Below are 13,386 nucleotides of genomic sequence, written 5' to 3' on the forward strand. Positions count from 1 at the left end.
TGTCAGCCATGCGTTCGGGACGCTGTCTGCCTTTCTTCGCCGCCCTGCTCCTTGGCGCGACGGTCGTCCCGGCGCATGCGGCGACGATACAGATCACGATCGACGATCTGGTGTTCGCGCCGGCCGAGGTCTCGGCCAAGGTCGGCGACACCATCGAGTGGATCAACAAGGACGTGTTCGCGCACACCGCGACCGCGCGCAACGGCGATTTCGATGTGGCCACGCCGCCGAAGAAGACGGTGACATCGGTTCTGACGAAGGCCGGCAGCGTGGAGTACTACTGCCGGTATCATCCGAACATGAAGGCGGTGCTGACGATTGCGCCGTAACGCTCAGGCCGCGCGCACCGAGGAAAGAAATTTTCCGACCTCGCGCTTCAGCCGGTCGCTTTCGCCCGACAGCGATTTGGCGGCGGTGAGCACCTGCGCGGAGGCGGAGCCGGTCTCGCTGGCGCCGCGCTGCACGTCGGTGATGTTGGCGGAAACCTGCTGCGTGCCATGCGCGGCCTGCTGCACGTTGCGAGAAATTTCCTGCGTCGCCGCGCCCTGCTCTTCGACAGCGGCGGCGATGGTGGACGCAATTTCCGACATCCGTCCGATGATATCGCTGATCTCCTTGATGGCGCCGACCGATTCCTGGGTCGCGGCCTGGATGCCCGAAATCTGCTGGCTGATCTCGCCGGTCGCCTTTGCCGTCTGTTCGGCCAGCGCCTTCACTTCGGAGGCGACCACCGCAAAACCGCGCCCGGCCTCGCCCGCGCGCGCCGCCTCGATGGTGGCGTTCAGCGCCAGCAGGTTGGTCTGGCCGGCAATGGTGTTGATCAGCTCCACTACATCGCCGATGCGGGCGGCGGCCTTGGCGAGTTCGGCGACGCGGTCATTGGTCTTCTGTGCCTGCTCCACCGCCTCGTTGGCGATGCGCGCCGAGCCCTGGACCTGCCGGCTGATCTCGTTGACGGACGATGCCATCTCTTCGGTAGCGGAAGCGACCGACTGCACATTGGTGGAGGCCTCCTCCGACGCCGCAGCAACCATGGTGGTCAGTTCTTCGGAACGCTCGGCGGTTGCCGTCAGCGTACCGGCGGAGGCTTCCAGTTCAGTCGAGGCCGACGCCACGACCTCGACGATCTCGCCGATCATCGCCTCGAAATCGCTGGTGATCCGGTCGACGCGCTGGCCACGCTGGATCTTTGCATCGGCTTCCACGGCAGCCGCTTCGTCGGCGGCCTTCTTGGCGATGAGCGCGTCCTTGAACACCTGCAGCGAGCCGGCCATGGCGCCGATTTCGTCGGCACGCGCGATGGCCGGGATCGCGACATCATGCCGGCCGGCGGCGAGATCGCCGACCACGCCGGTCAGGTTCGCCAGCGGCATAATCACGCGCCGCCGCAGCATCACGGTGACGCCGGCAAGCACGGCGAGCAGCGCCACGACGGCAACGCCCGCCAGCGCCAGCATCGTCAAGGCAGCGTCGCGCGCGGCGCCTGCGCGTTCGGCGGCTTCCGTTAGCGCCGCATCGCGCACCGCGAAAAAGGCCTGCACCGCTGGAACGATCGCGCCGGCGAGTTGCTCGGCGTTGATCGCGTATTTGCCCTCGGCGCGCCCGGTCGCCATTTCCTTTTCGAGCCATGGCGCGGCCTTGCCGAAATAACCTTCGACGGCATCGTTCATCGCCTTCGTCAGCCGCGGCGGACTGCCGATCTGATCGACGCCGGCCTCGATCCGCTCGCGATCGAGATCGACGCGGCCCTGGGCACGGTCGGTGATGGAAATTTCAGCCGCCGTCAGCGGCCGGCGCGTGCTGATTGCAAGCGACATGGTGGCGGCGCGGCCGCCGGCCGAGATCCGCAGATCCTGCGCGGTGCGGGCGACATTGAGCAGCGCCGTCAGCGATGCATCCGCCGTCGCCACCTGGTTTTCCAGCCGGTTCAGCAGCGGTTCAAGAATCCCGACAACGGCGGCAATGCCCGGCAGAAAGCCCTTGATTGCCGCCGGATCGCGCCCGCTCATCGGCAAGGCCAGCGCGCGATCGCTTGCTGCGCGAACCTCGGCGAGCTTGGCGGCCGCCTGGTTCAGGCCCTGAACGATCGCAGCGCCATCGTTGAGCGTGCCGACCACCGTTTTCGCTTTGGCAAACGCGGCATCCGCGGCCTGCACTGCTTTCGCAGCCGTCTCCATCTGCGCCGGCGTCGCGGCGGTTTCCTGGAACAGCGGGCCGACATAAGGCGCCCGGAAGCCGGCGACCTGCTGGCCAACCGCCAGCACCGCACCATAGGCCTCTACAGTCTTGATCGCCTCGCTCTTGCTGGCAAAGGTACGATACTGCGGAACGAGAACGCCGGCGCCAAGAACGACCGCCAGGATCGTCACCGAAAGCATCGATAGTGCAAAGAGCCGACCGATCCGCATGTTGTGTTTCCGCTGAGTGAAGGAGCGGTCAACGTAGGCGGAACCCGGCTAAGGCAGCCTTAATGCAGGCTTTAATGCGGGACGGTAGAACTACGGGGCTGCACGCCGCTCCGGCATGTCAGTACCGTCGCAAGATCATCGCCAGCCGCACCGCCACCGCCGCCTGCCAGAGCGGATAGAGGAGCGAGACATTGTCGCCGAGCCCGAGCGCGTCATCGAGCGCGAGCAGTGTGCCGGCCAGCGCGCCTGTGATCAACATCGGCCACCACGCCGCGGGCTGCCGCGGCCCCGCCGGCAACAGCGCCATGCCGAGCGCCATGATGGCCGTGCCGACCAGACCACCGGTCAGGCCGGCGAGAAGATAGCGCATGGCCCGCGGGGCATCGCCGGTATTCCCCTCGACGAGGATCGCAGCATCCACCGCACAGACGAAAGCGATGATGGTGACGACGGCGGCGATCAGCGCCGCCCACCATCGATTGGCGCTGAAACGCCGCACGAGGACGAACACGAGCACGGCGAACGGCACCGCGACCAATGAAATGCGAAACTGGCCGTTGGGTCCGGTGATCCTGTCGATCAGCAGCGGCGACAGCGGCGTGAGGATGCCGGTCACGATGCCGCCGGCGGCGACCATCAGCAGATTGTTGCGAGAGGTGTCAGCAGGAGTGATCGCTTCGGTCAACGCTCAGCTCCGCCCTATCGCTAAACCTGGCACCATTCCGGCTCCCCTTTGAAGGGTTGACACCGCACCGTCCACAGCCATGGGTTGCTGGTGCTATCCTGCTCATCCCCTGCAGAATGTCGTCCCTCCCACCTTATCGCGTTTGACCAGCAAATGAGAGTAGTCCGTCGCCTGTTTCTCGGCCTCGCCACGGCCATGGCCGCGCTTGCCCTGGCGCTTCTCTCGCTGGCAATCGTCGCGACCATCAAGTTCTACAGCGACCGCGACCCGGCCCTGTCCGCGAGCCCGCTTGCAACAAGCTCCGATGCGCATCCGAGGCTTGCGGCCGCTGAACGCAAAAGCATCGCGGCAGAGCATCCGGCCTATTTCAGCCGAGGCAAGGAGCAGACATATCTGACGCTGGCCGAGTGGTACCAGGTCTACAGCTACAATGAATTTGGCAATTTCCTTGCGAGCGGAGGACGACAGACCGACTTTCCGTTTGCGACGGCCATCGGGAATTTCTGGAGCTGCTACTTCCTGTCGCTCGAGAAAAGCAAGGGTCAGGAATTCAACTGGCAGTACAATTTTGTTTCCTGGGTCATCGGCATCAATCTGACGGTCGAGTACGGCGTCAAATTCGCCTACGAGAACACGGTCGGCCGCATCACCCAGGCGATCGCCGGGAGCGACACCGAGGCCGATGGTTTCATTGCAAAATCCTGGAACAGCTACGCCAAGACGCTGTACCAGACGACGTGGTACCACTACCCCTACTTCGCCGATCTCCCGGGCATCTGGCGCGAAACTGCGCTCTTCAACGGAGCGTTCGTCAGGAATGCCGAGCGGAAAATCGCGTTCTCGGTCTCGTACCTGCTCAAGGGCTCATACGCACAGCTGTGGCTCCTCGGCGCGGAGCAAAAAGACAATCAGACGTTCAGCGTCGTCCAATCAGCCAATCGCGCGCTTCTGAACGATGACGGCATCAAGGTCCTGAAGGAATTGAGCGGCAATCGCTTTCTCATCGAGACCGAACGATACGCAGGTTTCAAAGCCGCGCTTGTGAAGCTGATCGAAAGAAACGTCTCATTCATCGAGATCATGGGACACGAAACGATCGCGCTCGCGTATTTATCGAAGAACGCCGAGGAGCCGATCTCGGCGTCGGCCAGGGTGATCGACCGGCGAGAACTGTTTTACCATCCGGAGGGGTACAGACACCGGATTACCCTCGAGGCGCGCGTCGACGCGTTGAAGGATACGCTACGCCTGATCGCTGACAACGGTTCGAAATTCGAGATGATCTATGATTTCTGAACCCGGCGTGATGAGAGAGCCGGGAGATTGGAGCGGGCGAAGGGAATCGAACCCTCGTATGCAGCTTGGGAAGCTGCCGTTCTACCATTGAACTACGCCCGCGGCTCGTACCCCATGATTAGCCGACCGCGCGGCATTCGCCAAGCTGTTCCGTTGTTCGCCCGGCCTTACTGTTAACTTCGCCAAAATTCCGGATGCGATTCATCGCGCCGATGCTATGATTCCAAGTCAGGGCTGGGTGGCGTATGACGGGGCGTGGGTACACCATATTTGACACGGCGATCGGCCGCTGCGGGATTTCGTGGAGCCCGGCGGGCATTATCGGCGTGCAGCTCCCCGAAGTCCGCGAGATCGATACGCGGCGGCGGCTCTACCAGCTTTATCCCGATGCCCGCGAGCTCCCCCCGCCCGCGAACGTGCAGATCGCGATCGAGGGCATCGGCGCGCTGCTGCGCGGGGCGGTGTGCGATCTTGCCGACATCACACTGGATATGACCGGCATTCCTGCCTTCAGCCAGCGCGTCTACGCCTATGCACGCCAGATCCCGCGCGGCGAGACCCGGACTTATGCGGAAGTAGCTAGCAGCCTTCGCGCCTCCGGCGCGGTCCATTCGGTGTTGCAGGCGATCGGCCGCAACCCCTTCATGATCATCGTGCCCTGCCATCGCGTGCTCGAAGCGGGCAATTACGCCGACAAGATCTCGGCCCATGGCGGGGCGATTTCCAAGCGGCGGCTGCTTTCGATCGAGGGCGCCAGCCCGACCGCCAGCAAGACGCTCTTCGACGTACTGCTGCCGGTTGCGCCGCCCCGCACGCATCCCTAAATCTGCGGGATGATCGCGACCACGCTCATCGAGCGCAAATCCATCTCGGTGTCGGACTTTCGCTGCACTGCGGGGCCCGGCGATACGCCGTTTGCGGAGCAGCACCGCTGCCACTCGATTTCCTATGTGCGCAAGGGCAGCTTTGGCCTGCACTGCCGCGGCAAGTTCAATGAGCTGGTGGCGGGCTCCGTACTGATCGGCCATCCCGGCGACGAATATACCTGCACCCATGAGCACGTCTGCGGCGACGAATGCCTTTCGTTCTTCCTGAGCCCTGAACTGGTGGACGCGCTCGGCGACAGCCAGACGCCGTGGCAGATCGGCGCCGCGCCGCCGCTGCCGGAGCTCGTGGTGCTGGGCGAGCTGGCGCAATCGGCAGCAGATGGCAGCAGCGACATCGGCCTCGACGAAATCGGCCAGGTGCTGGCGAGCCGCTTTGTCGAGGTGGTGTCCGGCAAGCCGCGCAAATCCGGTCCCGATGCGGCGCGCGATCGTCGCCGCGCAGTGGAAACCGCGCTGTGGATCGACGCCAATTCGCACCGTCAGATCAATCTGGAGGACGCGGCCGCGCAGGCCGGGATCAGCCCGTTTCATTTCCTGCGGCTGTTCTCGGAAGTGCTCGGCGTCACCCCGCACCAATATCTGGTTCGCTCGCGATTGCGCCACGCCGCGCGGCGCCTCGCCGACGACGACAGCGCGGTCACCGACATCGCCTATGACGTCGGCTTTGCCGATCTCTCCAATTTCGTGCGCACCTTCCATCGCGCCGCCGGCGCTTCGCCGCTGAAGTTCCGCCAGGCCTCGCGGGGCCAGCGCAAGATTTTCCAAGAACGGCTGGCCCTCAACTAGCTAGGCTTTCTCCAGGCCGCGCTTTTCGCGGCACTTTCGACTGGAGAATATCATGTACGACCACATCGGATTACGCGTCGGCGATCTCGACGCCAGCGTGCGCTTCTATACCGCAGCGCTGGCGCCGCTCGGCTTCGTGCTGTGCTCGCGCGACGATTCCGGCGCGGGCTTTGGCCCGAAGGACGCACCCGCGCTCTGGCTGCATCTGCACAAGGGCAAGGCCGCAACCGGCGCGCATGTCGCGTTCCGCGCCAAGGATCATGCCGCGATCGAGAAATTCCATGCCGAAGGGCTGAAGGCCGGCGGCCGCGACAATGGCAGTGCCGGGCCGCGCGCGGATTACAGCCCGACCTATTACGCCGCGTTCCTGATCGATCCCGACGGCAACAATGTCGAGGCTGTCTGTACGTAGCCCCACCACTAGTGCGTAGGGTGGGCAAAGCGAAGCGTGCCCACCACAACAACTTGAGCTCTTGGAGAGATGGTGGGCACGGCGCAAGTGCGCCTTTGCCCACCCTACGATTCCCTAACAAACGACGGACTCATCATCATGGCCTCCATCCACAAAGAGATCCTCATCGACGCCAACCCTGACGACGTCTGGGATGCACTGCGCGATTTCGGTGCGCTGCATACGCGGCTGGTGCCCGGCTTCGTGACCGACACCAAACTCGATGGCGACGCACGCATTGTCACCTTCGCGAACGGCACGGTGGCGCGCGAAATTCTGGTCGACTGCGACGAGACGCGGCGGCGGCTGGTCTATGCCATCGTCAGCGAGCGCATCAGGCAGCACAGCGCCTCCGCACAGGTCTTTGCCGCAAGCGGCGGCCGCACCCGCTTCGTGTGGATCGCCGACGTACTGCCGAACGAGTTCGCGCCCTATATGGGCGAGCAGATGGATCTGGGCCTGCTCGCCATGCAGAAGGCGCTGGGGCGCAGCGCGGCCTGAAGGTTCGTGCAAGCGTGATCTCCCGCACAGATCGGCCCACCGCCCGCTCCTAGCTTTTGCTCCATGCGTCCGAACGGCGCCGCGTCCGCGGTGGCCGGCGCATGAGGAGTCAAAACATGACGGGAGCTGACAAGGTAGTCTGCCAGGCGGCCACGCTGCTGTTGCTGTTTGTCCTGACGTCGACGCCGGCGAAGGCGCAATTCGCCGGTGGAGGCGGCGGCCAGGACATGATGACGCAGATGGCGCCGATGCTGGAAATGATGAAGGCAAAGATGGGCAAGCGCCGCTTCGCCGCGATGATGCAGACCATGGGCCCGATGATGAGCCGCATGATGGAAGGCGGCGGCGGAGGCCTGGGTGGCATGATGGGCGGCGGCATTCCGGCCGGCGGCTACATGCCCGACAGTTACGGCATCGGCACCGGCGGCATGAATTTCGGCGGCATGGGCGGCGGCGATTTCATGGGCATGCTCGGCGGCGCCGGCGGCAGCGAGCTGATGAGCATGGTTCCGCAGTTGATGCGCATGACCAATGTCGGCGGCGGCCGTCACGGACGGCGGCATCGACGGCGGTAATTATTCCGTCATTCCGGGATGGTCCGAAGGACCAGACCCGGAATGACAAGTGGTCACGACAACACCGGCCTCGCCTCGGGCACACGCTGCTTCGGCCCCCAGCGGGTCAGCATCACGCTGACGCATGAGAGCACGCCGAGCAGCACCATCGACGACGACGCCAGCACGAAGAAATTCTGCGCAGTGGCGCCGTGCGACAGCAACCACCAGCCACCGGCGAGGATAAACAGCAGCCGCGCGGTTTGCGCGAGCACCGGACCGATCACCTTGGCCGCGCCTTGCGACGAAAAATAGCACGTCGTGGCGAGGCCGAGGAAAGCATACATCGGCGCCGCCGTAGACAAATACTGCCGGCTGGCGGCACGCACGTTCGCATCGTCGGTGAACAGATTCACCCAGATGTCGGGGAATGACGCGATGAAGGTTGCAACCGTGCCGACCGAGACGAATGCAACGCCCCCCGCGATCCAGCAGATCCTGCGGGCCCGCGCAATACGCTCTGCACCAACCGCCATGCCGACCATCGGTACCGTGGCAATGCCGACGGCGAATGCGATCGACGTCAACATGAATTCGAGCCGCGCGCCTATGCCGTAGCCGGCCAGGATTTCGGTGCCGAAACTTGCCAGCATGTGGGTGAAGATGCTGATGGTCAGCACCGATTGCAGCGGCGAGAAGCAGGCAATGGCGCCGACCTTCAAAATGTCGATGAACATCGGCCAGCGAATGCGAAGGCCCCGGATCTTCGGAACGACGCGCGCGCGGCCCGAGAACAGATACCATGTCATCACGGAAATGCTGATGAGGTAGGCGATCAGCGAGCCGGCCGCGACACCGCGCATGCCGAATTGCGGAATCGGACCGAGGCCCAAACCGAGCGTGCCGCCCAGAATGATCTGGCAAACCGCCGACGAGAGCATCAAGGCCGACGGCAGCTTCATGTTGCCGGTGCCGCGCAGGATGCCCGACATCGTGTTCATCAGCCACGGTACCACGGCGCCGCCGAAGAAGATTTGCGTATAGGCGACCGCCTGCGTCAGCACATTGCCGCGGCCGCCGAGCAGCTCGAGCAGCGCAGGCCCGAAGATCAGCATGCCCAGCATGAAGACGAGGCCAAAGCACAGGCCGATCAATAGCGCGTGCGAGGCAAGGGTGGAGGCGCGGTCGCGGTCGCCGGCGCCGAGCGCACGCGCGATCGCGGATGCCACGCCGCCACCCATCGCGCCGCCGGACATCGTCATGGTCAGGATCACCGTTGGAAACACCAGCGCCATCGCCGCCAGCGATTCCACGCCCAGGCGCCCGATATAGGAGGTCTCGGCGATGACGACGCAGGTGCCCGCGGTGAGCGCGATCACGTTCGGCCAGGCGAGCCACAACAGCGTGCGCAGGATCGGGCCGTCGAGCAACGCGTTCTTCGCCCGCGGCTCCGGCGGCGGCAGCGGACGCTCCTTGTCGTCCACGGGAATTTCGGCGACGCCAAGGTCGGACATTTCTGCTCCCCGCGCGCGGTCTTTGGTAGCCCCGGCGTGCGCTTTCCTAGCATGGCTAGGGAACGATTCCGCGTGCACGGGGCGCAATGGGGGCCTGCGGGATTGCAGGCGGGGGCCATGCGTCCACCACCTGCGCGGGCCACGGCGTCGGCCAGCCGCTTCACAGGGAATTCATGCCGACTCCGAGAACGTTCGAGCCGGCACCGCATTGGTAAGGCAACAATCCCTGGAACCTCGCTATGCGCAAGAACATCCTTTTGGCAACATGCGTCGGCGCATTGGCGCTGCCGCTGGCTGCCTGCAACGATCCCAGGGACACCGCGACCGTGGCGCAGAGCTATGGTCCCTCACCCACTTTGCCGCCGCCGGAACATTCATGGATCCCGACGGTCGATATCGCGTCGGTCAACCGCTGGCCGGACGGCGCCAAGCCGACCGCGGCCAATGGCATGACGGTCACCGCCTTTGCTACCGGGCTCGATCATCCGCGCACCGTCTACACGCTGCCGAATGGCGACGTGCTGGTCGCCGAGAGCAACGCGCCGCCGAAACAGAGCGGCTTCAGCATCAAGGGCTTCATCTACGGGTTGGCGCAGAGCCGGGCGGGCGCGGGCGTGCCGAGCGCCAACCGTATCACGCTGTTGCGCGATGCCGACGGTGACGGCGTGGCCGAAACCCGCAGCGTCTTCCTGAGCAATCTGAATTCGCCGTTCGGCATGGTGCTGGTCGGCGAGGATTTCTACGTCGCCAATGCCGATGCGATCATGAAATTCCCGTACCGCGAAGGCGACACCAAGATCAGCGCGGCCGGCGTCAAGCTGGCGGACCTGCCCGGCGGCCCGATCAATCACCACTGGACCAAGGACCTGACGGCGAGCGCCGATGGAAGCAAGCTTTATGCGACCGTCGGCTCCAACAGCAACATCGGCGAAAACGGCATGGAGGCCGAGAAAGATCGCGCCGCTGTGCTGGAAGTCGATCGCGCCAGCGGCCAATGGCGCGTGTTCGCATCAGGCCTGCGCAATCCGAACGGCCCCGCATGGAATCCGACGACGGGCGAGCTCTGGGTCGTCGTCAACGAGCGCGATGAACTCGGCAATGATCTGGTGCCCGATTACATGACCTCGGTGAAGGATGGCGCCTTCTACGGCTGGCCGTACAGCTATTTCGGCGACCGCGTCGATACGCGCGTCGAGCCGCGACGGCCCGACCTGGTGCAGAAGGCGATGGCGCCTGATTATGCGCTCGGCGCGCATACGGCCTCGCTCGGGCTCGCCTTCAACATCGGGAATCTCTTTCCACCCGACATGGAAGGCGGCGCCTTCATCGGCCAGCACGGCTCGTGGAATCGCAAGCCTCGCGCCGGCTACAAGGTGATCTTCGTGCCGTTCAAGGACGGCAAGCCATCGGGCGGGCCGCAGGACGTGCTGACCGGCTTCCTCAACGACAACGGCGAAGCGCAGGGCCGCCCGGTCGGTGTGCGGCTCGACAAGCAGGGCGCGCTGCTGGTGGCTGACGACGTCGGCAACACGGTGTGGCGCGTGACGCCGGCGGCGAAATCGGCGGCGCGGTAGGGCTACCGTCGTCATTGCGAGGAGCGCAAGCGACGAAGCAATCCACCTATCCGGTATGCCGCGCGATGGATTGCTTCGCTTCGCTCGCAATGACGGCGAACGGCGAGCTACACCCGGAAATGCTTGCTCAGCTTCAGTCCCTGCGCCTGGTAGTTCGAGCCGATGCGCTGGCCGTACATGGCGTCGGGGCGCGACAGCATCTTCTCGTAGACCAGGCGACCGACGATCTGGCCGTGCTCGAGGATGAACGGCACCTCGCGCGAGCGCACTTCGAGCACGGCGCGGGCGCCTTGCCCGCCGGCACCGGCATAGCCGAAGCCGGGATCGAAGAATCCCGCATAGTGCACGCGGAATTCGCCGACCAGCGGATCGAACGGCACCATTTCCGCGGCGTAGTCCGGTGGCACCTGCACGGCTTCTTTCGAGGCCAGGATGTAGAATTCGCCGGGATCGAGGATCAGGCTGCCGTCGGGGCGCGCCGGGATCGGCTCCCAGAATTCGTCGACGCCATAGCCGCCGCGACGGTCGACATCGACGACGCCGGTATGGCGCTTGGCGCGGTAGCCGACGAAACCGCCGGAATTCTCGCCGGAAAGATCAACCGAGAGTGCGACGCCGTTGGCCAGATCAGCGTCGTCGATATCGACCAGCCGTTCGGCGTCGTGCAGCGCATCGAGCTCGTCGGCATTGAGGATGGCGTCGCCGGTGCGGAAGCGTACCTGCGAGAGCCGCGAGCCCTCGCGCAGCAGCACCGGAAACGTCTTCGGGCTGATCTCGGCATAGAGCGGGCCGTGATAGCCGGCGCCGATCATGTCGAAGCGGCGGGTGCCGTCGGCGATCACGCGCGTGAACACGTCGAGGCGGCCGGTGGAGCTCTTCGGATTGGCGGCAGCCACGATCTCCGGCGGCAAAGCGAGACTTTCCAGCAGCGGAACGATGTAGACGCAATTGGTCTCCAGCACCGCCCCGTCGGAGAGATTTATTTCGTGCAGTTTCAGTTCGTCGATGCGCTCGGCAACGGTCGCGCCGGGGCCGGGCAGGAAGCTCGCGCGCACCCGGTAGGCGATGTCACCCAGCCGCAGGTCCAGGCTGGCCGGCTGGATCTGGCTTTCGACAAAGGGATAGGCCGGCAGGATCAGGCCCGCATCCGCCATCGCCGCGATCATGCGGTCGGGCAGAATCCCGTTGGCGTCGGGCGGTAGCGTGAACGACACGGCGCGGTCCTCTGAGGTGGCCCTTTCGGATGCCCAAATGTCATCCAAACCTCGTCAATATGGGCTTTTAGGGGTTATCCGATGGCCGCCTTGACTGAAAGGGCGCAAGCGAATATCAGCATGACTTATCCCGTGGTGATTTGAGCCGGCCGGCTTGCAGCCACGTTAAATAAATCGCTAAACAGGCCGGGGACACGTGTGATCCCGGCCTGTGGAAATTTTTCCAGGCCGGTTTTTTGTGACCATTTTCCAGTGGTCACGGCGGAGGTCACATGTCTGAAGTTGGTTCTACCAAGCGCTATCGTCCCGAAACCCGCCTCGTCCATGGCGGCACCCTGCGCTCGCAATTCGGCGAGACGTCGGAAGGGCTGTTTCTCACCCAGGGCTATGTCTACGACAGCGCGGAGCAGTGCGAGGCGCGCTTCAAGGGCGAGGATCCCGGTTTTATCTATTCGCGCTATTCCAATCCCACGATCTCGATGTTCGAGCGCCGCATGATCGAACTCGAGGGCGCCGAAGCCGCGCGCTCCACCGCCACCGGCATGGCCGCGGTGACGACCGCGATCCTCGCGCCGCTCAGGGCCGGCGATCACGTGGTCGCCTCGAAGGCCCTGTTCGGCTCGTGCCTTTACGTCGTGCAGGACCTGCTGCCGCGCTACGGCATCGAAACGACGCTGGTCGACGGTCTCGATCTCGACCAATGGCAGCGCGCCTTGCGGCCCAACACCAAGACCTTCTTCCTGGAGAGTCCGACCAATCCGACGCTCGACGTGCTCGATATTCCCTCGATTGCCGAGATCGCGCACAAGGGCGACGCCCGGCTGGTCGTCGACAACGTCTTCGCCACCCCGATCTGGCAGAGCCCGCTGTCGCTCGGCGCCGACGTCGTGGTCTATTCCGCGACCAAGCATATCGACGGCCAGGGCCGCTGCCTCGGCGGCATCATTCTCTCGTCCGAAGCCTTCATCGCCGAGCACCTCCACAACTTCATGCGCCAGACCGGGCCGTCGCTGTCGCCGTTCAACGCGTGGGTCCTGCTCAAGGGCCTGGAGACGCTTGGCGTGCGGGTGCGCGCGCAGACCGACAACGCGGCGAAGCTCGCCGAGGTGCTGGCAAGCCATCCGAAGATCTCGCGGCTGATCTATCCCGGCCGCGCCGACCATCCGCAGGCGGCGCTGGTGAAAAAGCAGATGCGCGGCGGCTCGACGCTGGTCGGCTTCGAGGTGAAGGGCGGCAAGGCGGCCGCCTTCCGCGTCCTCAATGCGTTGAAGCTTGCCAAGATCTCCAACAATCTCGGCGATGCCAAGAGCCTCGTCACCCATCCGGCGACGACGACGCATCAACGGCTAACGCCGGAGGCGCGCGCCGAGCTCGGCATCAGCGAGGGCTTTATTCGGTTCTCCGCCGGGCTGGAGCATGCCGACGATCTGATTGAGGACGTTGCGCAGGCGCTGGAGAAGGCGTGAAGCTGCGAACGGTAGGGTGGGCAAAGCGAAGCGTGCCCACCATCTCACGC

Annotated in this window: 13 protein-coding genes, 1 tRNA gene and 1 riboswitch; of the genes, 9 read left to right on the forward strand and 5 right to left on the reverse strand. The window is 64.6% G+C overall.

All coding sequences use genetic code 11. The annotated features are described in order from the left end of the window. The first annotated feature begins 8 nt into the window (after positions 1-8). A complete protein-coding gene (locus tag LMTR21_RS36960) occupies positions 9-329 on the forward strand; it encodes a cupredoxin domain-containing protein (protein WP_065756443.1) in 321 nt (106 codons plus the stop codon). A gap of 3 nt (positions 330-332) precedes the next feature. On the opposite strand, the gene LMTR21_RS36965 is transcribed toward LMTR21_RS36960, so the two are convergent. Then, a complete protein-coding gene (locus tag LMTR21_RS36965) occupies positions 333-2,408 on the reverse strand; it encodes a methyl-accepting chemotaxis protein (protein WP_065756444.1) in 2,076 nt (691 codons plus the stop codon). 118 nt (positions 2,409-2,526) lie between these two features. Then, positions 2,527-3,093, reverse strand: a complete 567-nt coding sequence (locus LMTR21_RS36970) for a hypothetical protein (RefSeq protein WP_065756445.1) — start codon at positions 3,091-3,093, stop codon at positions 2,527-2,529. Positions 3,094-3,177: 84 nt separating this feature from the next. On the opposite strand from LMTR21_RS36970, the gene LMTR21_RS36975 reads away from it, so the two are divergent. Continuing rightward, positions 3,178-4,389, forward strand: coding sequence for a hypothetical protein (locus tag LMTR21_RS36975; RefSeq protein WP_148636044.1), 1,212 nt, complete (start codon positions 3,178-3,180; stop codon positions 4,387-4,389). 28 nt (positions 4,390-4,417) lie between these two features. On the opposite strand, the gene LMTR21_RS36980 is transcribed toward LMTR21_RS36975, so the two are convergent. Beyond that, positions 4,418-4,491: transfer RNA gene (locus tag LMTR21_RS36980), tRNA-Gly, on the reverse strand. A 143-nt stretch (positions 4,492-4,634) separates the two neighbouring features. On the opposite strand from LMTR21_RS36980, the gene LMTR21_RS36985 reads away from it, so the two are divergent. From LMTR21_RS36985 to LMTR21_RS37005, 5 genes are all read left to right on the forward strand, one after another. Further along, entirely contained in the window at positions 4,635-5,213 is a 579-nt protein-coding gene (locus LMTR21_RS36985; RefSeq protein WP_065756447.1) for a methylated-DNA--[protein]-cysteine S-methyltransferase, read from the forward strand. A gap of 9 nt (positions 5,214-5,222) precedes the next feature. Beyond that, positions 5,223-6,062, forward strand: a complete 840-nt coding sequence (locus LMTR21_RS36990) for a helix-turn-helix transcriptional regulator (protein ID WP_065756448.1) — start codon at positions 5,223-5,225, stop codon at positions 6,060-6,062. A gap of 52 nt (positions 6,063-6,114) precedes the next feature. Next, entirely contained in the window at positions 6,115-6,474 is a 360-nt protein-coding gene (locus LMTR21_RS36995; RefSeq protein WP_065756449.1) for a VOC family protein, read from the forward strand. Positions 6,475-6,612: 138 nt separating this feature from the next. Beyond that, positions 6,613-7,014: an SRPBCC family protein gene (locus tag LMTR21_RS37000; RefSeq protein ID WP_065756450.1), complete on the forward strand. Its 402-nt coding sequence runs from the start codon at positions 6,613-6,615 to the stop codon at positions 7,012-7,014. A gap of 116 nt (positions 7,015-7,130) precedes the next feature. Then, entirely contained in the window at positions 7,131-7,589 is a 459-nt protein-coding gene (locus LMTR21_RS37005) for a hypothetical protein (RefSeq protein ID WP_065756451.1), read from the forward strand. 53 nt (positions 7,590-7,642) lie between these two features. Here the strand turns inward: LMTR21_RS37005 and LMTR21_RS37010 are convergent, their stop codons facing one another. Beyond that, positions 7,643-9,082 carry an MATE family efflux transporter gene (locus tag LMTR21_RS37010; RefSeq protein ID WP_065756452.1) on the reverse strand — a complete coding sequence of 480 codons (1,440 nt, stop codon included), beginning with the start codon at positions 9,080-9,082 and terminating at the stop codon, positions 7,643-7,645. Between the two features lie 239 nt (positions 9,083-9,321). Between LMTR21_RS37010 and LMTR21_RS37015 the strand changes: the two genes are divergently transcribed. Then, the gene (locus LMTR21_RS37015) at positions 9,322-10,656 is read left to right on the forward strand and encodes a PQQ-dependent sugar dehydrogenase (RefSeq protein WP_065756453.1); all 1,335 of its coding nucleotides are present in this window, start codon (positions 9,322-9,324) and stop codon (positions 10,654-10,656) included. A 107-nt stretch (positions 10,657-10,763) separates the two neighbouring features. Here the strand turns inward: LMTR21_RS37015 and LMTR21_RS37020 are convergent, their stop codons facing one another. Further along, positions 10,764-11,870 carry a 2'-deoxycytidine 5'-triphosphate deaminase gene (locus tag LMTR21_RS37020; RefSeq protein WP_065756460.1) on the reverse strand — a complete coding sequence of 369 codons (1,107 nt, stop codon included), beginning with the start codon at positions 11,868-11,870 and terminating at the stop codon, positions 10,764-10,766. Positions 11,871-11,992: 122 nt separating this feature from the next. Beyond that, positions 11,993-12,072, forward strand: a riboswitch (SAM riboswitch). A gap of 70 nt (positions 12,073-12,142) precedes the next feature. Between LMTR21_RS37020 and LMTR21_RS37025 the strand changes: the two genes are divergently transcribed. Continuing rightward, positions 12,143-13,336, forward strand: coding sequence for an O-succinylhomoserine sulfhydrylase (locus tag LMTR21_RS37025; RefSeq protein WP_065756454.1), 1,194 nt, complete (start codon positions 12,143-12,145; stop codon positions 13,334-13,336). Positions 13,337-13,386 lie beyond the last annotated feature (50 nt).

The organism is Bradyrhizobium paxllaeri (assembly GCF_001693515.2).
Classification (GTDB): Bacteria; Pseudomonadota; Alphaproteobacteria; order Rhizobiales; family Xanthobacteraceae; genus Bradyrhizobium; species Bradyrhizobium paxllaeri.